Here is a 22,145-nt window from a genome sequence, read left to right on the forward strand (position 1 = left end):
GTCGATTTGACCAGCCTCTTCGTTTTTTTTCAATATGTAATTAATACAACTTCTGCCGCTGCTGCTTAACTGTTTCGTCTTGCAGGAATTCATCGTAGCTCATTAATTTATCCAGAATTCCTTTTGGTCCGATTTCAATGATCCTGTTCGCGATGGTATGCACAAACTGGTGATCATGAGAATAGAATAACAAACAACCGCTGAAATCGATAAGCCCATTGTTCAAGGCGGTAATCGATTCGAGATCCAGGTGGTTGGTAGGGTCGTCCAATACCAATGCATTGGCACCTGAAAGCATTGTGCGTGACAACATACAACGCACTTTTTCACCTCCTGAAAGTACTTTTGCCTTTTTCAGAGATTCCTCTCCGGAGAACAGCATCCTGCCTAAAAATCCGCGGATAAAACTTTCATCCTTTTCCTCCGAGTACTGACGGAGCCAGTCGACGAGATTTAAATCCACGTCAAAAAACTGCCCCGGATCTTTCGGGAAATACGATTTTGTAATCGTAACTCCCCAGGTATAGTTGCCTTTATCCGCCTTTTGAACCTCACTGATAATATCAAAGAAAGTACTGATAGCCATGACATTCCGGCTCACGAATGCGATCTTATCACCTTTGTTTACATTGAAGCTCAGGTTATCAAACAGTTTCGTTCCATCCTCAGCTGTTTTGGAAAGGCCTTCCACCCTCAGCAACTGGTCTCCTACTTCGCGCTCAGACTTGAATGCGATATAGGGATACTTTCTGGAAGAGGGCTTAATATCATCAATCGTGAGCTTTTCAAGCAATTTTGAACGTGAAGTAGCCTGCTTGGATTTCGAAGCATTGGCACTGAACCTGCGAATGAATTCTTCCAGTTCCTTGCGCTTATCTTCCGCTTTTCTATTCGCATCCTGCCGTTGTTTCAACGCCAGCTGACTGGATTGGTACCAAAATGAATAGTTTCCTGAGAACATTTGCACTTTACTGAAATCAATATCAACCACGTGCGTACAAACTTCATCCAGGAAGTGACGGTCGTGAGATACGACGATCACAGTATTTTTAAAATCCGCCAGGAAGTTTTCCAGCCACAAAACCGTCTCTACGTCCAGGTTGTTGGTAGGTTCATCGAGCAGAAGTACATCCGGATTTCCAAATAATGCCTGTGCAAGCAGTACTCTTACTTTATCATTAGAGTTCAGATCCGCCATCATCACCTGATGCTGGTCTTCACTCAGTCCAAGGCCGCTCAAAAGCTGAGCTGCTTCCGTTTCCGCTTCCCAGCCATTCAGATCTGCAAATTCCGCTTCCAGCTCCGCCGCTTTTTCTCCGTCTGCGTCGGTAAAATCTTCTTTCTCGTAAATCGCCTCACGTTCTTTCATGATTTTATAGAGCCGCTCGTGCCCCAGGATCACAGTATCCATGACCGAATATGAGTCAAATTCAAACTGGTCCTGTTTCAGGAACGTCATCCGCTCCCCGGGGTTCATGCTGACATTTCCTGTCTGCGGCTCTATTTCGCCTGAAAGAATTTTCAGAAAGGTCGATTTCCCTGCCCCGTTGGCTCCGATCACACCATAACAGTTACCCGGGACAAACTTTATATTTACTTCGTCGAATAGTATCCTTTTACCGTATCGCAGTGATACGTTTTGAACCGTAATCATCTTAAAAACCGATTATTTTATGAATGAGACCGCAAAACTACAAAAATCGAGTCGATTTCGGGTATTTTGGCCAAACTAAAAGCAAACAAGGCAGACCGGGTCTTTCCGGTCTGCCTTGCTCATATTACAATTTGCGATCAGGGAATTACGCGTAAAGTATGCGCTCCCTTTCCTACTGCAATGGACGCTTCCTGCTTTTTCAGAGAAGGGCTATCCCCCTTGGCCACACTCCAGAACTCTACGCCGCCATTTCCGCTGCCATATTGGTGATATTCAAAGACCGAAACCGCAACATTGGAACCGTCTTTGTCAAAAACTACACTCCGGGGGTAAATTCCCTGGAACGGATAATCGGCTACTTTGGTCAATGCACCTGTTGGTGCGACCTTAAATAATGCAAGTGTTGCTCCTGTTCCTGCTCCTGCCTCTGTCCAGGGAGAACCGCTTTTCCCCGCATTCGCAGTTACGAGCAACGTACCATCCGGGCTTACGGCAAAAGAACCTGTGTTCAAGCCAACCGGCGCCTGGCCGGCAACTTTATGCTCGGCAGAGCCATCCATTGAGAAGTCAACCAAGAAAATTTCTCCTTCGCCAGCAGCTTTGCCCTGCGCACCTTTTGAATCGAGTACCAGATAGTGTTTGCCGTCCGGAGTGAATCTCCCAAAAGAAGGCTCAGTACCTACTTTTACAGGTTTACCGAGCATTTCTACATTTTTCAATTTGCCTGCTTCTCTGATCACTTTATACAAACCAACTTCATTGGAATTGTCTAATGTAAAAGCGATAAAGTCGCCGGAAGGGTGCCAGGAAACGTCGATAATCCTATTTGCAGAATCAATCGCGGCGGGTAAGTTAAGGAACCGCGCCGGTTTTCCATCAGGACCGGATTCAATGAAAACAAGCTCTTTCCCAGTATCATTGGTTGAAAGTATCAGCTCGTTTTTATTCACATCTATAGAAGTTGGTTTTTTACCAACAGGAAAACCAAACTTCGCTTTGGGAGCCGACAGATTATTGATGTCAATGACGAAGAGCTTTTCGCCAACAGGAAATTCTGCGGCTGGATCTTTGTATTCAGTGACACCGTCCTCAGGCCTTACGCGGTTTTCAATCACGTAAGCGAGGCCTCCGGCTGCCGGTACAGCCAGTGTTTTAGAAAACCCAAGTGCTGAATTCGACACAAGGGCAGATCCAAGTCCTTTGCTTCCTCTTTCTACCGGAAATTTGATAGTGCTTAACTGATCTTTTGATGTATTGTCTCTTAATAGCTTACCATCGACAAATGCAGAGGCCGACATATCAGCATCGGAAACTACGACCAGGCCACGGGCATTAAAGGCGATGGGAGATTGAGCAACTGCGGGGATATTACCCAAAGCTGCTAAACCAGCAAATAATACGACTTTTTTCATAAAAAGAATTTAGGTTTTAGATGGTTTAAAAAGATTTACTTATAAATCAAAAGAAACCTTGAATAGCACAAATGCCAGCCAAGGTTTCTTTCTTTAATTCGCAATATAACAGAAAAACCCCGACAGTTGAGCTATCGGGGTGATTTTCTCAGTAGAAAATTACGCTGCTACCGCAAGTGAATTAACCAATTTGGCCAATTTCGATTTTTGGTTAGAAGCTTTTTTCTTATGAATAATATTTTTCTTCGCCAGGCGATCCAGCATCGAAGATACTGTTTTGTAAACTTCAACAGCTACTGTCTTATCAGTCGTCTCGCGTAGTTTCTTGATATATGAACGTGTAGTTTTGTGCTGATAGCGGTTACGCAAACGCTTTGTTTCGTTCGCGCGGATTCTTTTTAAAGCTGATTTATGATTTGCCATTTCGTATTAATATTTTTCAATTTCTCATTTCGGTGTGCAAAAATAGAGATTTGAGTACAATTTGCCAAATTTCACAATAAAATAAATTTGGGCTTTCCAGCATCTATTTCCTCATGCGCTGTAAATCAGACGAAAGGTATTCCTCAATCCGGCTTTCGAGTTCGTTATATGGAATATTGCCGTGCAGTTCTCCCTCCACCGCCAGGGATATTTTGCCTGTCTGCTCAGAAATTACGATCACAATCGCATCGGTTGCCTCGCTCATTCCCATTGCGGCCCGGTGACGAAAACCAAGCGAAGAAGGTACATCAACGCCATCGGCAACAGGTAAAACGCATCTGGCCGCTTTCAGGACGCCGTCGACAATAATCACAGCGCCATCATGCAACTCGCTGTATTGATTAAAAAGGGAAACCAACAGCGGCTTTGACACCCTGGATTCGAGCATCTCGCCTGTTTCGACATATTTGGTCAGATCGTCCCGCTTGTTAACGACGATCAGCGCCCCTGTGAAGTTCGCGGCGATGGTTTTACTAGCATCTACAATTTCTCTTAAATTCTTTGCTTTCAGGTCAAGTACCGACGCCCCGATTATCTTTTTTAAAAAACCATTATTAGTGTAAATGGTCGACTTACCAATGATCAATAAAAACCGCCTGATTTCCTGCTGAAAAATGACGATCAGCGCAACGGCACCTACGCCCATAAAATATTCAAGAATAGCAGTCAGCAATCCCAGTCCCAGACCTTTGACGACCAGGTAAAAGACATAAACAAACAAATACCCCAAAAAGACACGGCTGGCAATACTTCCGCGGACAAGCGTATAAACCTGGTATAATAAGATGGCAACAAGAAAAACATCGAGGACATCAGTCCAGTTAATGTTTAAAAAACCCACACGCATAGGAAAATCAATAAAATTCGCGCCTAAATTACTATTAAATTTCTAAGAGTTACTGACCGCAGACCATAGTTTTACAGCTTCCACCGCCGCTTTTACATCATGAACCCTTAATATGGATGCCCCCTGTTGTAATGCAAGCGTATTCAAAACCGTAGTACCGTTGAGGGCGTCGCCGGGAGTAATGCCAAGCGTTTTATATATGGTTGATTTCCTGGAAAGCCCTGCCAATACCGGATAACCCAGTAACTGAAATTCGGATATTTTTTTGAGCAGCTCAAAGTTCTGGGCAATGTTTTTTGCAAATCCAAAGCCGGGATCGACAATGATATCAGTCACACCCTTACTATTTAATGAACTGATTTTTGTCCGCAAGTCGCTCAGAATATCAATTAGAAGGTGATTATAGGTAGTCAGCCTGTTCATTGTCTGTGGCTCGCCACGCATATGCATCAGAATATACGGCACCCGCAGCCTGGCAACCACATCGAACATATCAGCATCCAGATTCCCGCCGGAAACGTCGTTCACTATTCCCGCGCCGTTTTTTACCGCCATTTCAGCGACTTTTGAGCGAAATGTATCTACTGAAATAATGAGTTCGGGAAAATACTTACTAAGCGTTTGCAGTGCGGCAAGTATGTTCTCCGATTCCTCCTCAATATCAATGTGTTTTGCGCCTGGTCTTGTCGAATAACCGCCCATGTCAATGATCGAGGCACCTTCTTCCAGCATCTTACCTACCCGGTCCGCGATTTCATTTTCGGTGATCGCACGGCTTTCGTCAAAAAAGGAATCGGTGGTCACGTTCAGTATCCCCATCACCAGCGGCGTAGTCAGATCGACGATTTTGCCCCGGATGTTGAGTGATTTTTTGCTAACTTGCAGCATAGATTTGTTTAAATACTAACTCAAAACAGTGAAATCCACAGAATCGGAATATCAGGAAATCATTCAGTATTGCCAAGATCTTTTCACAAAAAAAAATAAAGATTACGGAACCTCCTGGCGTATTTTGCGCATCCCCTCCATTACCGATCAAATCTTCATCAAAGCACAGCGGATACGGACGATTCAGGAAAAAGGGGTACAGAAAGTTGACGAAAATGTTTCGTCAGAATTCATAGGTATCATCAACTATTGCGTCATGGCTCTGATCCAGATCGATAGCCAGGAAAAAGAAAATCTTCCCGATGCAGAGCTTACCGGGCTTTATAACAAGCAGGTGAATGAAGTCGCGGAGCTGCTTTTCAATAAAAATCATGATTACGGCGAAGCCTGGCGGGATATGCGGATCAGCTCGATGACTGATATTATTTTGATGAAATTGCTGCGGATCAAACAAATCGAGGACAATAACGGTTTAACAATTGTGTCCGAAGGCGTGAAAGCAGGTTACCAGGATATTATTAACTATTCAGTTTTTTGTCTGATCAAATCCAATGCACTGGATACGAATTAGTATTCAGACATTTAATACAGCTATTAAATGAAAATTATCGCTCAAATCTCCCGGGTAATTGTCGGGCTACTATTCATTTTTTCGGGGCTGATCAAGCTCAATGATCCAATCGGGACTCAGTATAAGCTGGAAGAATATTTCGAAGTCTTCGCCACAGACCTGCCCGCATTTCATGATTTTTTCATGGGGCTGGTTCCGCTTGCACTCTATTTTTCCGTATTTCTCTGCACAGCAGAAGTAGTACTGGGCATCGCTCTGCTGGTTGGTTATAAACCGAGGACAGTATCCTGGCTATTACTGCTCATTATCATTTTCTTCACCTTCCTGACTTTCTACTCCGCCTACTTTAACAAGGTAACCGACTGCGGATGTTTCGGAGCTGCCATTAAGCTTACCCCCTGGACTTCTTTTTTGAAAGATATCTTTTTGCTCGCGCTTATTCTCATCATCGTTTACTATCGTAAGAAATTTAGCCCGCTACCGACGGGTATTATTGTCGCGATTTCAACAATGGTGTCGCTGGGAATCGCCGTTTACGCTCTTCGGCATTTACCAATCCTCGATCTGTTACCGTATCGCGTTGGCGCTAATATTCCGGAGCAACTGAAACCATCAGAACCGCTTCGCTATTTATATACTTTTGAAAAAGGCGGAAAGAAATTTGAATATGAGCAATATCCGAGCGATACAACATTGGTATTCAAAGAAATGACTGTTTTGAATGAAGACGCCAAACCGAAAATCACCGATTATAAAGTCTGGAATGACGCTGGCGATTTTACTGAAGAAACGTTTAAGGGTACCAAACTTTTCCTGGTTATCAAAAACCTGACGGATATCAACACCGCCGCACTTCCGGACATCAACAAGCTTTTCGACGGCGTTCGCGGGAAAGGAGTTGAGCCGATCATACTTACTTCGGGTAATAGTGATGAGATCGTCAAATTTGTAGCCGCACATCAGCTGAATGCCCCTTTTTATTATGTTGATGCAACTGTCCTGAAAACCATCATGCGATCAAATCCTGGTCTCTGGCTATTAAAAGAAGGTACCGTGAAAGGTAAGTGGCATTATAATGATACGCCAGCTGCCGAAGAAGTCCTTACTGTTGTGAAATAAGTGCCTTAATTTCAGAATGAAGAATATAATTCTCGTTGGGATGATGTCGTCGGGTAAAACGACGCTTGGAAAAAAATTGGCCAGGATACTGGGATACCGGTTTGTAGATCTTGACAAACTCGTTGAACAGGACCAGAACATGGATATCCCCAGCCTATTTTCCCAAAAAGGCGAAACTTATTTCCGGGAGGTGGAGAGCAGGATTTTGAAAGAAATTTCCATCCGCAGGAACATGGTACTGGCCTCCGGCGGAGGTACTCCCTGCTTTTTTGATAATATGAACCTGATCAATCAGATGGGGATCAGCATTTTTCTCGATGTGCCTGCCGCTGATCTAGCCCGCCGCATTGAAAACCACGGAAAAGATGATAGACCTATACTTTCCGGGGCTGCTTCGCTTGTTGAAACTTTGGATCAAAAAATAAAAGAGCGCCTGCCGTTCTATTCACAGGCGCTCATTACATTGAAGGGAGATATTGACACAAGCCATTTGATGCAGGAATTAAAACCGCTGCTGTGATCAGAAGTTGTAGCCTACTGTAAGGACAACGTTCAATGCTTTATTCGAAATGTTTGCTGTGAAATACTGCTTATCAGGGTTTTCAAGCGTGTAAGGCGTATAAGTCGATTTATAAACTGAATAGGTGCCGGCCAAATCCGCAAATAACCGGCTAAACCTGGCTCCCACGCCAGCAGAATAGAGCAATCTATCCCGCTTTATTCCATCCAGACGCTCATAATAAGGGTCGGCACAATAGGCAATCCCCAGCCTACCGCGCAGCAAACCGAAACGATATTCTCCGCCTAATCTTGCATTGACCACATTTCGGTATACGTCTTTCACCTCGGAATTGTTGTTTGTCCGGAAATCTTCATTCTCCTGGTCTGTCAGAAAATTTGTCCGGAGCCGCATTCCCGAATAGCCTACAAACTCGACAGTTCCTGAGATAAATCCCTTGTTATTAATGAAATAAGTGGCACCTGCTGAGCCTTTGAACGGACTCAAGATCGAATATTCGAAATCGTTGGGAACAATAGAAATCCGGCTTTCTCTCGGACCGATATCTACACCCTGATCGTTGGTAATGGATCCGCGAATGTAGTTTGCTGCCACCGATTGGTTGAAGGTTTCCCGAATCGCCGTAAAAGTCGGCGAAGTAAGTGAGGCACCGAGCTGGACAAATGGATTGAGTTTATAAATCAAGCCAAACGTGGCGTTGATCCCGGTTCCAGAGGACGAGAAATCCTGAAAATTGGTCGTGGAATGGAAGTAGGAAGCATTGATAATCGAATCGTGCAACATGTGCGTGTAATTGTACCGGATCCTGCTGAACCCTACGGAACCGCCTACATATAGCTTGTCATTATAGTTTCCTCCATACGCAATGGTCCACTGGCTTTGTACGCCTTTTGAATTGAAAAAACCCTGCTGCAACGTCGCATTTTTGTCATCATCGCGCGCATATGGCGGCCCGTAACCTTCACTGGTAGACACAAATTTGGTCGGATAAATCGTTTGCAACTGGTAATAGGCATGATCAAGATATCTGTACGTACCCTGGTTATCCTGAAGTTCCTGATTGTAATCCTCATCTGTCCACCCTACTGCATTCGCATCCTCGATTGCCCGGTCCAAAAAATTGCTGCTCTTATTTAAACCCGCGTAATTGAAACGGTTCTGGAAAGACTGCTGCCTTGAAAAAGAGATTCCCAGAGAGGTCCTTTTCCATTTACGCTGAAAACCGGGCTGGCTGGTGATCACAAGCGAAGCGTTGGCCAGGTTTGTCGAACTCTTGCCGGCCGATGTAACGCGGTCGATATATTTAGTATCTGTGCTGTTATTACTAAAACCGGGGCTGATCGATAGTTCAGAGCGGGTGAAAAAGCCGAGTCCGGCCGGGTTTCCGCTGATCGCGCTGGCATCGCCTCCCAGGGCAGCGTGGTTTCCGCCAACGGCTTGAAAACGGGCGGTACCTGTCTGATTTACTTCCGAATATCTAAAAGCATCGCTGGCATATTGAGCGAAGGTCGTCGAGGAGGATATTAGCAAGCTAAAAATTAACAGAGCTCCTGAATGCGGTTTATTCATGATAATATATTACAAAAAATCAACGCTGTTTTAAAATTTTACTAAAACGAAGACCCTGCAAAAATAAAATGTTTTGCAGGGTCTTTCACATATGAATTTACTATTTCAACCTTATCTTGGCCCTCTTGAAGAAGAACGGGTTGCCCCTCCTCCACTGCCACCACCTGACGGTGCGCTGTACGATCTCGAAGGTGCACTAGGCGCACTGTACGTACGTTGTGGCGCACTGTACGATTCACTTCTTGAAGGTGTATAAGTCCGGCTTGGAGCGCTGTAATCAGACTGGCTCCTTGAAGGAACGTTATATGATGGCTGACTGTAAGTATTACCGCTTCTGGATGAACGTGGCGAAGTGTAGCTTCCGGTGCTTCCAGTATTCGGCTGAGAGTAAGTGCTGCCTCCTGATTGGCGGGGACGAGAATAGTATACATTGTTACCTTCACCTGCGCCTCTTGATGAGTAAGTCTCACTGGCTGTTCTGCCACCCGGATTACTTACTGCCCCCCTGTTATAAGTTCTTCCCGATCTTGGCGACGAGTACGTGTCATTTGCAGATATAGCATTTGACGATCTTCTGCCACCGTTTCTTTCGTTAGAAACCGCCCTTGACCTCGAAGGTGTAGTTCCTGATGCACTGCGAACCCTTCCGTTTGATACAACTCGTGGCCCATAGGTTCTTGAAACACCTCTTTCCGCATTGTTAATTACGATAACAGGACGGCTGTAAGCCCATGGAGAATATCCATATCCACCTCCGTAGAAACCATCATATCCGTAACCGTACATGCCATAACCAAATGGATCATAGCCAAAAGGACTGTATCCGTAGCCCATCATACTACCATAACCCATCATGCCACCGTAGCCCATCATACTGCCGTAACCGAATGGAGAATAGCCCCATGGGGAATAGCCGCCCATCATAGAACCCATTCCGAAACCAATATACGGGCTCATTCTGAATCCATTTCCATACCCGATGCGGAAACCTGCATTCATCATACTTCCAGGCCAGTAAGACCCAATTCCGCCGTAAAATGGACTGATATTGGATGTAGCGCTGTTGAAGCCATCTACAAAGCCTGCATTGTAGCCTACATCGCTGGATACCGCGCGCTTCACACCACGTGATGTCATGTAGGACTCATCGTAGTAATCTGCGGTTCCGCTTTCGGCATAATCGCCAGTGTAGCTATAATCGGGATTGTCTGCTCGGGATAGTTCCTGATCTGCACCTCCGTCTCTCGTTACTACCCCCGAACCCGGCCCGCCTCCGTAGAGGTCGTCATATCCATCGCCCGAACGTGATACATATTGATTTGAAGTACATCCCCAAGCTCCCAATAAAATTAGCAAAGACAAGTGCTTCGCTTTATTGATTGTAATCATGGCTTAAAAGGATTAAAAGTTTGTTGCTAATATAGCTATAAATTCCGTTCCATACTAGTATGTAAACGCCTGTTACATGACATTAATTCCAAAGTTAACATAAAAAACTATCTTTGCAACTCCCCGAAATTCACGCGGTTTATAACAATATACTCCATTTCAATTACAAAAAAATCCTAATATGAGTAAATCCCTGCCAACACGGAGTGAAAACTATTCCGAATGGTACAATGAACTGGTAAAAAGAGCAGATCTCGCCGAAAATTCTGCAGTGAGAGGCTGTATGGTGATCAAACCTTACGGCTATTCTATCTGGGAAAAAATGCAGCGTGCACTGGATGATATGTTTAAGGAAACCGGTCACACAAACGCCTATTTTCCGCTCTTTATCCCGAAATCATACCTCAGTAAAGAAGCGTCACACGTAGAAGGATTTGCTAAAGAGTGCGCAGTGGTCACGCATTACAGGTTGAAAAACGATCCCGACGGAAAGGGTGTGATTGTAGACCCGGATGCCAAACTGGAAGAAGAGCTCATCGTTCGGCCTACCTCAGAAACCGTGATATGGAGCACCTACAAAAACTGGATTCAATCTTACCGGGACCTGCCGCTGCTGATCAATCAATGGGCTAATGTGGTACGCTGGGAAATGCGGACGCGTCTGTTTCTGCGTACTGCCGAGTTTTTGTGGCAGGAAGGACATACCGCTCACGCAACTGCCCAGGAGGCAATTGCAGAAAGTGAGCAAATGCTTGAAGTGTACGCGACTTTCGCAGAAGAATGGATGGCCTTGCCGGTTGTAAAAGGTGTAAAAACAGCAAACGAAAGATTCGCGGGTGCCGAAAACACTTATTGTATCGAAGCATTGATGCAGGACGGAAAAGCACTGCAAGCCGGAACTTCCCATTTTTTAGGGCAAAACTTCGCGAATGCTTTTGATGTGAAATTCCAGGACAAGGAAGGAAAGCTTGAATATGTATGGGGAACTTCCTGGGGTGTAAGCACCAGGCTGATGGGCGCGCTCATCATGGCGCATTCGGATGATAGCGGACTGGTACTCCCTCCCAAACTGGCGCCGATACAAGTAGTGATCGTACCAATCTATAAAAATGACGAGCAGCTAGAGCAAATTTCCCAAAAGGTGGATGAAATTACCAGGCAGCTTAAAAAAATGGGTATCTCGGTAAAATACGATTCAAATGACGCTTACAAGCCGGGATATAAATTTGCTGAATACGAATTGAAAGGTGTGCCAGTAAGATTGGCGCTGGGCGGACGTGACCTGGAAAACGGGACCATAGAAGTGGCTCGCCGTGATACTAAAACCAAAGAAACGGTAAGCCTGGAAGGTATTGCAGATCACATTAAATCGCTTCTTGACAATATTCAGGAATCCATTTACAAGAAGGCATTGGCATTCCGTGAGGAAAACACATTCAAGGTAGATACTTTCGAAGAATTCAATCAGGTACTTGATACGAAGGGTGGATTTATCCTGGCACATTGGGACGGAACTTCCGAAACGGAAGAGAAGATCAAAGAAGAAACCAAGGCTACTATACGCTGTATTCCTCTTAATCGTGAGGAAGAGAGTGGTGCCTGCATTTATTCCGGCAAACCATCGGCGGGCCGGGTAGTTTTTGCGCGGGCATATTAATTTTACAAATAATCCAGTACAATCAGGAAACTGATTTTTTTTAACCATAAGACCAGAAACAATGAAGCAGGCGCAGGCAGGAGACAACGTACAGGTACACTACAAAGGAACACTACCCGACGGACAATTATTCGATTCATCGGAAGGACGCGATCCGCTCAACTTTCAGTTGGGAAGCGGACAGGTCATCAAAGGTTTTGACGACGGGGTTACCGGTATGGAAGTAGGTGATAAGAAGACAATCCATATCCCGAATGCGGAAGCTTATGGTCCCGTAAATGAAGATATGATTATCAATTTTGATCGCAAGCAAATTCCGTCAGACATCCCCCTGGAAATCGGCGGCACGCTTAATATGCATCAGGATGGCGGGCAGGTCATACAGGTTATTGTAAGGGAGGTAACCGAAGATTCGGTTATCCTCGATGCAAATCACCCGCTAGCCGGTCAGGATCTCATATTTGAACTTGAACTCGTAGGAATTAACTAGCAAAACGAAACGGACCGGCAATTAACCGGTCCGTTCTCTTATTCAGTCCATTTCAGGCTAAACGCTTCCGGCCTTGTCCCTGGTATTTTCAATAGGATTTGCCTCGCTGCAAGATCGTGTAACATCCTGTCGGCACGTTTTTCTGAGATATTGATCATTTTGGAAAACATTTTTGCACTTACTGCATCCGCCGATTTCAGGTAAGCAATAAGTGATTTCACATGCCTGGAAGCAAGCAGCTTTTCTGTTTCCAAATTGTCCGAATTGTAAAGCAATAGCTTGGGAATGGGTACGCTTTTGTCCTTAACACGAATATAAATCGTACGGGCTCCCCGCTCGCCTACGACATAATGAGGCTTTTCAGCACTTTCCTGCACGAACACCAGCATCACCTGCTTCCCATCGATCCGCTCAGACTTTATCTGAATGTGTATTCTCGGTTCAATAAAGTCCAGGCTGGCCTTTTCAAGTTTTTGCAGCTCCGCGAGCTCAGAGCTCACTCCGGTAACTATTCCCGAATCAGCCACTCCGATCATCAATATTCCGCCGGAAGTATTTGCAAACGAAACGATCGTCCGGGCAATTTTCGCCGGATTGTCGATCCTGCGTTTGAATTCAATGCTTAATCCCTCTCCCGCACTGATAATCTCTCCAATACTTTTAATCATTCATTAAATAAGACTATATTTTTTGCCGGGCAACGATTTGATCATTCCCTGAAACTCTAGGTTTAACAATAATGTCGCCAATTTGTTCAAATGCATGCCTGAATGCCATGCCAGTTCGTCAATCTGAGTGGTGCCTTTCTGCTTAAGCATCGAAAGAATCTGCCCCTCATCCTGTGTGAATCCATCGAAACTCAGCGACAGGCTCTTCGGGGTGGGCTTGTCAGCGGCCGCTTCGAGCACCCAGCCGAGTGCGTTTATAAAATCATCCACTGAAGTAAAAATGGATGCCTTGTGGTCTCTGATCAAACCATTGCAGCCCTCGGACTGGGTATTTCCAATCATACCGGGAACTGCATACACCTCCCGATGATAGTTTTGCGCAAACTCGACTGTAATCAGACTCCCTCCTTTTTTACCGGATTCGATCACGATAACAACATCACTTAATCCGGCAATAATGCGGTTTCTGGCCGGAAAACGCATAAAATCTGGTTTGGTTTCCAGCGGGTTTTCGGTTACCAACCCTCCGTTGTGCTGCATGTCCAATGCTGTCTTTTTGTGAGCGGCAGGGTAGATCACATCTATGCCGCTTGCCATTACGCCAATTGTTTGCAAATTATGCTGCAGGCTTGCGCGGTGAGCAACTATGTCCACTCCATAAGCAAGTCCACTCACGATCAGCGCATTATATGGTTGTAATTCGCGAATGATTGATTCGGTTACCGATTTCCCATATTCACTAACCTGCCTCGTGCCAACAATCCCAACCGCCCTGCCGGCATTAAAATTGAAATTACCTTTTGAGTAAAGTGCGATCGGAGCGTCGTAGAGTGGCTTTAATCGGAGCGGATAAGTGGAATCTGTGAAAAAATGAAGCCCGATTCCCAATTTGCGGCAATTTTCGAATTCTGCCGCTGCATCGCTCATTTGATATTTGGTTAAAATCGCTTTAACCACCTTTTCTCCCACACCCGGAATTCTGATAAGCTTCTTGTAGTCAGCTTTGAAGACGTTTTTTGCACTGCCGCAATAGCTGATCAGTTGACGAATCGTTACCGAGCCTACTCCCGGAGTGCGCATCAGGGCGAGTATACAGATTTCTTCCGTTTCTGGGGTTTGATTCATGTTTGTTAGTGTGTTTTTGTGTAAAACTGAACGGGCTAAGCCGCACGAAACGCTTGGCATGCATTTTGTCAATATACGTCAATAGTTAACTTAAAACAATTACAATTTCCCCAGTACATATATGGAAAATTTTGACGCCGATGCCACCGAAATTTTGGCTTCTTTTCAAGGAATGGGAGCAGTATGTTATCCCGAAGGCGTGCATTACCGGGTTTGGGCTCCGCATGCCGGGCAAGTCTCTGTAATCGGCACTTTTAATAACTGGGATGTAAATGCCAATCCCCTGCAGTCCGAAGAGAATGGTTATTGGGCAGCGCTGATCGACAACTCCAAAGAAGGCGATGAGTACAAATTCTACCTACAAACACCTTTTGGCGATTTTCACAGAAATGATCCCTATGCGCTGAAAATGACGAATTCAGCCGGCAATTGCATTGTATACAATCATGCATCTTTCGAGTGGCACGATTTCGACTTTCAGATTTCAAGCTGGCACGAAATCGTCATTTATGAATTGCACATCGGCACATTTCATGTGAAGGAAAAAGATCAGGTAGGTACGTTTTATACAGCCATCGAAAAACTACCCTATCTCAAAGAAATGGGCTTCAATGCCGTTGAGCTTATGCCCTGTGCCGAATTTCCCGGTTCACGCTCCTGGGGTTATAATCCTGCAAACCCGTTTTCCATCGAAGCCGACTACGGTGGCCCGGATGGTCTCAAGGCGTTCGTTCAGGCCGCACATGAAGCCGGAATCGCAGTTATTTTAGATGTGGTTTATAATCATTTTGGCCCTTCGGATATGGATTTATGGCAATTTGATGGTTGGTCTGAAAATGGCGGCGGCGGGATCTACTTTTATAACGACTGGAAAGCCGAAACGCCCTGGGGCAATACCCGGCCAGACTACGGCCGGGGAGAAGTCCGTCAGTACATTCGCGACAACGCATTAATGTGGTTGAAAGAATACCGGGTCGACGGATTAAGAATGGATATGGTACCCTATATCCGCAATGTGAAGGCAGACGGAAATCCGGGTAACGATATTCAGGAAGGGATTTCACTGATGCAATGGATCAATAAAGATATTCGTGAAAACTACCCGAATTGTATCACGATCGCCGAGGATATGCATTCACTTGATTTCATTACCAATTCGGTTGAAAATGGCGGACTGGGCTACGGATCACAGTGGGATGCGGAGTTTGTCCATACAGTGCGGGATGCGATTATTGTCGCTAATGATCAGGAAAGGGACATGGAAAAGGTTGTCCAGGCAATCACCTACAAATACAATACTGATTCTTTTCAACGCATTATTTACACCGAATCTCACGATGAAGTCTCAAATGGCCAGGCACGTGTTGCCGAGGAAATTGCAGACGGTGACGTTAATAATTGGTATTCCAAAAAACGGGCTGCATTAGGTGTAGCACTGGTGATGACAACGCCCGGAATACCGATGATCTTCCAGGGGCAACCCCTATTGGAAGATAAATGGTTTTCAGACAGTGATCCGATTGACTGGTCGAGGCTGGAAAAATTCAGGGGCTTTGCAAATCTGCACCGGGACCTGATCCATATCCGGAGAAACTGGTTCGGTGTCACAAAAGGCCTGCAAGGGCAAAATGTTCACATCGTACGCTCAGATAACGATAAAAAACTGATCGCAATGCACCGGTGGAGCGACGGTGGCCCAAAAGATAGCGTTATGATTATCCTGAATTTTTCGACAGAAACATTTTCGGATTACAAACTTGGTTTTCCAAGAGCTGGAAAGTGGCACCTGCGATTTAACAGCGACAATGAATCCTATGACTCAGACTTTTCACATGTGGGAGTTGCTGACATAGAAACCGGAGACGGTGAATTCGATGATTTCCCGGTTTATGCTTCATTGAATATTCCGCCCTACTCCGCGTTGATATTTTCCCAGGAAGACTGATCAGGATCGGACAAAGCCAGGTTTATAGCCTGGCTTTGTTACCCGATTATCCTGAAAACCCGATCCCACCTGATTTTCCTAAGAAAACTGGTTGGATTGGGATCAATAGACATCCATACAAATGCTGCCTTTCCGACGATATGATCTTTTGGCACGAAGCCCCAATAGCGCGAATCCGCCGAATCGTGCCTGTTGTCGCCCATCATAAAATAATAGTCCTGCTTGAAAGTGTAGCTTTCCAGCACTTTTCCGTCTTGTAAAACACGGCCATTTTCAATTATTACCCGCTCATTTCCGTCATAATTCCGGATAATCTCTCCATACAAAGCTGAGTTAATCTCATCCAGTTTTACCGTCATTCCTTTTTTAGGAATCAGGATCGGACCATAGTTATCCTTATTCCAATTGGTGCGATCAGAGCCGGGAAACAAAAAGGGTTCCTTTAATCCTTTGTCAAGGAGGATCGGATCTACCCTTTGTACGAAATCGTAGGTTTTGAGTTTTGTAACAATGTCAGCGGTTGTTTTCACGATGTAGCCAAACTGATCATTTGCCGATATACTGTCACCGAAAGTTTCCGTGAATTGCGCATAGTCAGTTACTCCGTTTTTGTGAAATATATTTTCTTCGTTTACCTGCGTAGTTGTGGAAACGAAATATTCATTTTGAAGCCTTGGTGGATTTTGCATCGGATTACCATTGACAAAAACCTGCCCGGCTTTAACTTCGAGCCGATCTCCGGCAATAGCTACGCACCTTTTAATATAGTTTGAACGCAGGTCCACGGGATGTGGATGAAGGTCAGGCAACACGTTGCTGTACTTTTGATAAGCACCCGGGTGCTCTACCGGCAGGTTACAAACCACCACATCGCCGTTTTTTACATCTGAAAACCCGGGCAGCCGAAACTGCGGCAGCTGGATCCAGTCGAGATAAGAAGGTATCTGCGTTCCCCATACCGTCTGGTGTGTAAGCGGGACTTGTAGCGGAGTTACCGGAGTGGTCGTTCCATAATGCAGCCTGCTGACGAACAGGTAGTCGCCCACAAGCAGGCTATTCTCCATTGAAGGAGTCGGAATTACAAATGCGCTGAAAAACAACCATCTGATTATCGTAGCAGCAGTTACCGCAAACAATATCGAATCGAACCACTCACGGAATACCGACTTTTTCTTTGGTTCTTTTTTTGATCTGGGAGCTGCTTCAATGACTGCCATTTGTCGGATACCGATTTCTATTGATATGCAAGATACAATGCCATCAATAAACAACAAATTTATATATTATATTTTTTTATATATACAAAAAAAAGGTAAGGCCATTTGCCTTACCCTTTTGTCAAACGCTATTCTGTTAATTGATGACGCGAAAAAGTCGGTTCCACCTAATCTTATTAAAGAAGCTGGTCGGATTTGGATCAATGGACATCCATACGAATACCGCTTTCCCTACAATGTGGTCTTTGGGTACAAATCCCCAGTAGCGAGAATCCGCAGAATTGTGACGGTTATCACCCATCATAAAATAATAATCCTGCTTGAATGTGTAGCTCGTAATCGCTTTTCCGGCAATGGAAACTGATTTTTCACCCAATTCAACTCCTTCATTTTCTTCATAATTCTTGATTACCGGTCCGTACATCGCTACATTTTCCGGGGTTAATTGCACAGTCATGCCCTCCTTAGGCACCCTTACCGGCCCATAATTATCACGGTTCCATTTAAAAAGTGTTGAATTCGGATAAAGCATCGGCTCGCTAATGTCTTTGGAAGATTTTACCACGGTAATGCTTTTTACAAAATCATAAGTCTTCAATTTCGCAGCGATCTCCTCAGTTGTAAATACGAGGTAACCCATCTGATCATTGCCAGGAATCGTGTCGTTATAAGTTTCTGAATAAGCGTTGTATTCTGAAATACCGTTTTCCTTGAACACTTTCGCTTCATTTACCGCCGTAGTTGTTGCCACGAAATATTCATTTTCCATTCGTACCGGATTTTCTACGGCAGTACCATTGGCATAAACCTGCAAATCCCTCACTTCCAAATTGTCCCCCGGAAGCCCCACACATCTTTTGATGTAATTGGTTTTTAGATCGACCGGATGTTGTAACTCAGGCGGATAATTGAATACGACCACATCCCCACGTTTTACGTCGCTGAAACCGGGGAGCCGGTACTGCGGTAACTGAATCGCGTCGGTATAAGACGGAATGTTGGTACCCCAGATGGTTTGATGCGTCAAAGGGACCTGCAGCGGTGTTTTGGGAGTACGGGTGCCATAATGCAGTTTGCTCACAAAGAGAAAATCGCCGACCAGGAGGCTGTTCTCCATGGAGGGGGTCGGAATAGTGAAAGCTTCAAAAAATAACCAGCGGATCAGGGTAGCCGCGACAACCGCAAACAGTATGGAATCAAACCACTCTCTTACCGCTGACTTTTTCTTTTTAGTACTCACTGTATTTGAAATCAATTCTTTATTTAGAGACATGCTTATATTCAATTATTGATAGAGTTCTAATTCAGGTTTTCAAGCAAATCGTCCATCCCGAACACACCAACCTTACCGGGAAGCCATTCTGCCGAAACAACTGCACCCAATGCAAATCCTGCCCTGGTGTGCGCGGTGTGGGTAATTTCAATCATATCAACCTCAGATTCATACCTTACGATATGAGTTCCGGGAACTTCTCCCAGCCTTTTGGCTTCTATTTGCACAAAACCTTCTTCGTCTTCGGGAGCCAGCTTCCAACCTTTCTGCGCCTCATTTTCTGCTATAATACCTTCCGCCAGCGTAATTGCTGTTCCGCTTGGCGCATCCAGCTTATGAATATGGTGAATTTCAGTCATCGAGCTTCGGTAAGCTTGTCCTTTCATCAAGCGCGCAAGTTGGCGGTTCAACCGAAAAAACAGATTCACACCAATGCTGTAATTGGACGCATAGAAGAATGCGCCCTGCTCCTTTAGGCACAAATTTTCAATCTCTGTTTTGTGTTCAAGCCAACCTGTTGTACCGCTCACGATCGGCCAGCCTTTTTTCAAACAATACGTGATATTTTCGTAAGCTGCCTCAGGAGCACTGAACTCAATTGCCACATCCACATCCTCAGAAGCCAGCTCATCCATTTCATGCCGGTTTTGCACATCAATTTTCCCTACGATTGCGTGCCCTCTTTCGAGAGCAATTCTTTCAATCGTTTTTCCCATCTTACCATACCCGAGTAATAATATTTTCATTAATTAAATGATTTGATTCTATGTTTATTTCAGGTTAAAAACCAGCCGTAATCCCGGTGTGGGCGTTAGCATTGCCGGTTGATGTAATTTAGGCTCAACCCGCAGCGTCAGGTCTTCCGACAAGTCAAACGTTTTTAAATGTGCTGCTACGTTAGCTTCAATGATGGAAAGTGTGTATATCAACCCGGTTACGATGAGTGCAAATCCCCGGTTTCTGCGCCAGTAGTTCTTTCCTCTTAATGCCTGATCCTTCCTGGCCGGCAAATATTCACTGCTTGTATTCAATAAATTCCTCACCCTTACCGTCACCGTTGAATCCACCAGCTCGGGCTTCTCTTTACCAAAATTCTTATTGTTTTCGTCCAGAATAAAAAACTCCTTGTAGGCCGACAGGTAGTCATGATACTTAATCGAGTTCAGGTAATAGGCATAAAGTCCTCCCCCGAATGCAATGTACACGATGGGCGCCTTCCAGTAATCTCTGTTATAGATCTGTCCGAGTCCGGGGACCAATGCCATTCTGGTGGCCGTTTTAGGCACCGGCATGAACTTACCTTTAACTTTTTTTAACGAATCTCCCTGCAGCAAAACCGTACTGTCGTTCACTACAATCGGGACATCCATTACCTTAAGGCTGTCCTCGGGATTCGTAATTTGAGCCGAAATACGTTGCGAAAATAGCAGAATTACCCCCAGCAAAACCCAGTTTTTCAAGTCTTATTTGAATTTCAATGTTTCCAGAATCTTCTTTAATTCCTCCTCAGAGCCAAAAGGGATCTTAATTTCACCTTTGTGCGCTTCACTGCTTTTTACGGATACCTTCGCACCGAAAAAGGAAGATAATTGAAATTGTAACGACTTTATTTCCTGATTAATTGTCACTGGTTTCTTATCGATGAGCGAGGTCGTACTCATCATTCCGAGCTTTCTGACCTCATCCTCCACCTTCCGAACAGACCAGCCCTCTTCTATAATTTTATTGAAAATTTTCAACTGGCTCTGATCACTGTTAATCGTGATAATCGCCCTCGCATGCCCCATGCTGATCTTATTATCCCGCAGAGCTGCCTGGATCACAGGAGGCAATTTCAGTAAACGAATATAGTTATTCACTGTTGTCCGGTTCTTACCGACCCGCACACCTAATTCTTCCTGCTTAAGACTGCATTCCAATATGAGACGCTGGTAGCTAAGGGCAATTTCTATCGAATTGAGGTTTTCACGCTGAATATTCTCGATCAGCGCCATTTCCAGCATCTGCTGGTCATTGGCTGTTCTTACATAAGCAGGTATCGCTGATAAGCCGATCGATCTGGACGCTTGAAGCCTCCGCTCGCCGGAAATCAATTGGTAGGAATCTTCCGCAATCTGGCGTACAGTAATGGGCTGGATAATGCCCTGGACCCGTATCGAATCCGCGAGTTCCTGCAATGCTTCCTGGTCAAATTTGGTTCTCGGCTGGTATGGGTTGGCCTCGATCTGATCCAGACTTATTTCATTCATCGACCCGACGGTTTCTGGTGCCGGGATCCGCGAGGATGATCTTGAATTATTTACCTTCTCCGAGTCCTGCAGAAGCGCTCCCAATCCCCTGCCCAATCCGGTCATCTTTTTTGTCTTACTGCTATTCTCCATCTTTTAACTATTTGATCATGATCAGTTTACGCCCAATTGCCTATCCGATGAGAGCAATCCGTTTTTACTTAGAATTTCTCTTGCAAGATTTAGATAGCTAACCGCCCCCTTACTGTCTGAATCCTGGGCCATGACCGGGATACCATAACTAGGCGCTTCGCTGATGCGGACGTTACGTGGGATGATCGTATTGAAGACGAGTGACTCGAAGTGATTGGTAACCTCATTGACAACCTGATTGGAAAGACGTAACCGGAGATCGTACATGGTAAGCAGGATCCCTTCGATAATCAGGTCGGTATTGAGTCTGGATTGTATAATTGTAATGGTATTCAATAGCTTGCCCAGGCCTTCCAGTGCAAAGTATTCGCATTGAACAGGTATAATAACAGAGTCGGCTGCGGTGAGGCTGTTAATTGTAATCAGACCAAGTGAGGGAGAGCAATCGATGATAATGAAATCGTAATTGTCGCGCACTTCCGCAATAGCCTCTTTCATCCTGTTCTCCCTGTTTTTCAGGTTGATCATCTCGATCTCGGCACCTACAAGGTCAATATGTGAGGGAAGCAGGTTGAGGTTTGGAAAATCTGTTTCCAAAATTATTTCGGATGCTCTTGCCTGCTCTACCATGCATTCGTAGATGCTGTTTTCCATTTCCTGCGGGTTGAATCCAAGCCCGGAGGTAGAGTTCGCCTGAGGATCGGCGTCGATAATCAAGGTCCGGAATTCCAAAGCAGCCAGGCTGGCAGCCAAATTAATAGCGGTGGTCGTCTTCCCTACTCCTCCCTTTTGATTTGCAATTGCAATTACTTTGCCCATGTATTCATTTGTGTTACCAATTTCAAATTTCAGTTATTCAGGGCAATTCACCAAAAAATGTTCCACGGAGATTTAAACAAAACATATATACTATTTAAAATCAAACACTTAACTCACA

Annotated in this window: 21 protein-coding genes; 6 read left to right on the forward strand and 15 right to left on the reverse strand. The window is 44.9% G+C overall.

All coding sequences use genetic code 11. The features are described from left to right. Nucleotides 1–40: 40 nt before the first annotated feature. The 5 genes from FXO21_RS27925 to folP all read right to left on the reverse strand — a co-directional run bounded on the left by FXO21_RS27925 (nt 41) and on the right by folP (nt 5,284). Complete coding sequence (locus FXO21_RS27925) at nt 41–1,654, reverse strand: ABC-F family ATP-binding cassette domain-containing protein (RefSeq protein ID WP_149643176.1); 1,614 nt, start codon at nt 1,652–1,654, stop codon at nt 41–43. Between the two features lie 137 nt (nt 1,655–1,791). After that, nucleotides 1,792–3,066 (reverse strand): beta-propeller fold lactonase family protein, encoded by a 1,275-nt coding sequence (locus tag FXO21_RS27930; RefSeq protein ID WP_149643177.1) that lies wholly within the window; start codon nt 3,064–3,066, stop codon nt 1,792–1,794. A gap of 159 nt (nt 3,067–3,225) precedes the next feature. After that, the gene (gene rpsT / locus FXO21_RS27935; RefSeq protein WP_031527289.1) at nt 3,226–3,489 is read right to left on the reverse strand and encodes a 30S ribosomal protein S20; all 264 of its coding nucleotides are present in this window, start codon (nt 3,487–3,489) and stop codon (nt 3,226–3,228) included. Nucleotides 3,490–3,592: 103 nt separating this feature from the next. After that, complete coding sequence (gene cdaA, locus FXO21_RS27940; protein ID WP_149643178.1) at nt 3,593–4,396, reverse strand: diadenylate cyclase CdaA; 804 nt, start codon at nt 4,394–4,396, stop codon at nt 3,593–3,595. 42 nt (nt 4,397–4,438) lie between these two features. Next, entirely contained in the window at nt 4,439–5,284 is an 846-nt protein-coding gene (gene folP / locus FXO21_RS27945) for a dihydropteroate synthase (RefSeq protein ID WP_149643179.1), read from the reverse strand. A gap of 28 nt (nt 5,285–5,312) precedes the next feature. On the opposite strand from folP, the gene FXO21_RS27950 reads away from it, so the two are divergent. Genes FXO21_RS27950 through FXO21_RS27960 form a run of 3 tightly spaced genes read left to right on the forward strand, consistent with a single transcriptional unit; the run spans nt 5,313 to nt 7,494 of the window. Beyond that, entirely contained in the window at nt 5,313–5,855 is a 543-nt protein-coding gene (locus tag FXO21_RS27950) for a DUF1599 domain-containing protein (protein WP_149643180.1), read from the forward strand. A 27-nt stretch (nt 5,856–5,882) separates the two neighbouring features. Continuing rightward, a complete protein-coding gene (locus FXO21_RS27955; RefSeq protein ID WP_149643181.1) occupies nt 5,883–6,974 on the forward strand; it encodes a BT_3928 family protein in 1,092 nt (363 codons plus the stop codon). 16 nt (nt 6,975–6,990) lie between these two features. After that, nucleotides 6,991–7,494, forward strand: a complete 504-nt coding sequence (locus tag FXO21_RS27960; RefSeq protein ID WP_149643182.1) for a shikimate kinase — start codon at nt 6,991–6,993, stop codon at nt 7,492–7,494. On the opposite strand, the gene FXO21_RS27965 is transcribed toward FXO21_RS27960, so the two are convergent. Both FXO21_RS27965 and FXO21_RS27970 read right to left on the reverse strand, forming a co-directional pair. Beyond that, a complete protein-coding gene (locus tag FXO21_RS27965; protein WP_225865892.1) occupies nt 7,495–9,024 on the reverse strand; it encodes an OmpP1/FadL family transporter in 1,530 nt (509 codons plus the stop codon). It lies immediately after the preceding gene. 150 nt (nt 9,025–9,174) lie between these two features. After that, nucleotides 9,175–10,452 (reverse strand): hypothetical protein, encoded by a 1,278-nt coding sequence (locus FXO21_RS27970; RefSeq protein WP_149643184.1) that lies wholly within the window; start codon nt 10,450–10,452, stop codon nt 9,175–9,177. Between the two features lie 181 nt (nt 10,453–10,633). On the opposite strand from FXO21_RS27970, the gene proS reads away from it, so the two are divergent. Both proS and FXO21_RS27980 read left to right on the forward strand, forming a co-directional pair. Next, nucleotides 10,634–12,109: a proline--tRNA ligase gene (gene proS / locus FXO21_RS27975; RefSeq protein ID WP_149643185.1), complete on the forward strand. Its 1,476-nt coding sequence runs from the start codon at nt 10,634–10,636 to the stop codon at nt 12,107–12,109. Between the two features lie 61 nt (nt 12,110–12,170). After that, a complete protein-coding gene (locus tag FXO21_RS27980) occupies nt 12,171–12,599 on the forward strand; it encodes an FKBP-type peptidyl-prolyl cis-trans isomerase (RefSeq protein ID WP_149643186.1) in 429 nt (142 codons plus the stop codon). 38 nt (nt 12,600–12,637) lie between these two features. Here the strand turns inward: FXO21_RS27980 and FXO21_RS27985 are convergent, their stop codons facing one another. Together FXO21_RS27985 and dprA are read right to left on the reverse strand one after the other, a co-directional pair. Then, nucleotides 12,638–13,267: an AlbA family DNA-binding domain-containing protein gene (locus tag FXO21_RS27985; RefSeq protein ID WP_149643187.1), complete on the reverse strand. Its 630-nt coding sequence runs from the start codon at nt 13,265–13,267 to the stop codon at nt 12,638–12,640. Nucleotides 13,268–13,270: 3 nt separating this feature from the next. Next, entirely contained in the window at nt 13,271–14,392 is a 1,122-nt protein-coding gene (gene dprA / locus FXO21_RS27990) for a DNA-processing protein DprA (RefSeq protein ID WP_149643188.1), read from the reverse strand. Nucleotides 14,393–14,513: 121 nt separating this feature from the next. Here dprA and FXO21_RS27995 point away from each other — a divergent pair, with 121 nt between their 5' ends. After that, nucleotides 14,514–16,337: an alpha-amylase family glycosyl hydrolase gene (locus tag FXO21_RS27995; protein WP_149643189.1), complete on the forward strand. Its 1,824-nt coding sequence runs from the start codon at nt 14,514–14,516 to the stop codon at nt 16,335–16,337. A 38-nt stretch (nt 16,338–16,375) separates the two neighbouring features. Here the strand turns inward: FXO21_RS27995 and lepB (FXO21_RS28000) are convergent, their stop codons facing one another. From lepB (FXO21_RS28000) to FXO21_RS28025, 6 genes are all read right to left on the reverse strand, one after another. Further along, a complete protein-coding gene (lepB, locus tag FXO21_RS28000; RefSeq protein WP_149643190.1) occupies nt 16,376–17,554 on the reverse strand; it encodes a signal peptidase I in 1,179 nt (392 codons plus the stop codon). A 136-nt stretch (nt 17,555–17,690) separates the two neighbouring features. Beyond that, nucleotides 17,691–18,827 carry a signal peptidase I gene (gene lepB / locus FXO21_RS28005; RefSeq protein WP_149643191.1) on the reverse strand — a complete coding sequence of 379 codons (1,137 nt, stop codon included), beginning with the start codon at nt 18,825–18,827 and terminating at the stop codon, nt 17,691–17,693. A 26-nt stretch (nt 18,828–18,853) separates the two neighbouring features. Then, nucleotides 18,854–19,573, reverse strand: a complete 720-nt coding sequence (gene dapB, locus FXO21_RS28010) for a 4-hydroxy-tetrahydrodipicolinate reductase (RefSeq protein WP_149643192.1) — start codon at nt 19,571–19,573, stop codon at nt 18,854–18,856. A 24-nt stretch (nt 19,574–19,597) separates the two neighbouring features. After that, entirely contained in the window at nt 19,598–20,287 is a 690-nt protein-coding gene (locus tag FXO21_RS28015) for a DUF5683 domain-containing protein (protein WP_149643193.1), read from the reverse strand. A gap of 3 nt (nt 20,288–20,290) precedes the next feature. Further along, complete coding sequence (locus FXO21_RS28020) at nt 20,291–21,208, reverse strand: ParB/RepB/Spo0J family partition protein (RefSeq protein WP_149643194.1); 918 nt, start codon at nt 21,206–21,208, stop codon at nt 20,291–20,293. A gap of 21 nt (nt 21,209–21,229) precedes the next feature. Then, complete coding sequence (locus FXO21_RS28025; protein WP_149643195.1) at nt 21,230–22,027, reverse strand: ParA family protein; 798 nt, start codon at nt 22,025–22,027, stop codon at nt 21,230–21,232. Nucleotides 22,028–22,145 lie beyond the last annotated feature (118 nt).

This window comes from Dyadobacter sp. UC 10 (genome assembly GCF_008369915.1).
In the GTDB taxonomy this organism is placed as follows: Bacteria; Bacteroidota; Bacteroidia; order Cytophagales; family Spirosomataceae; genus Dyadobacter.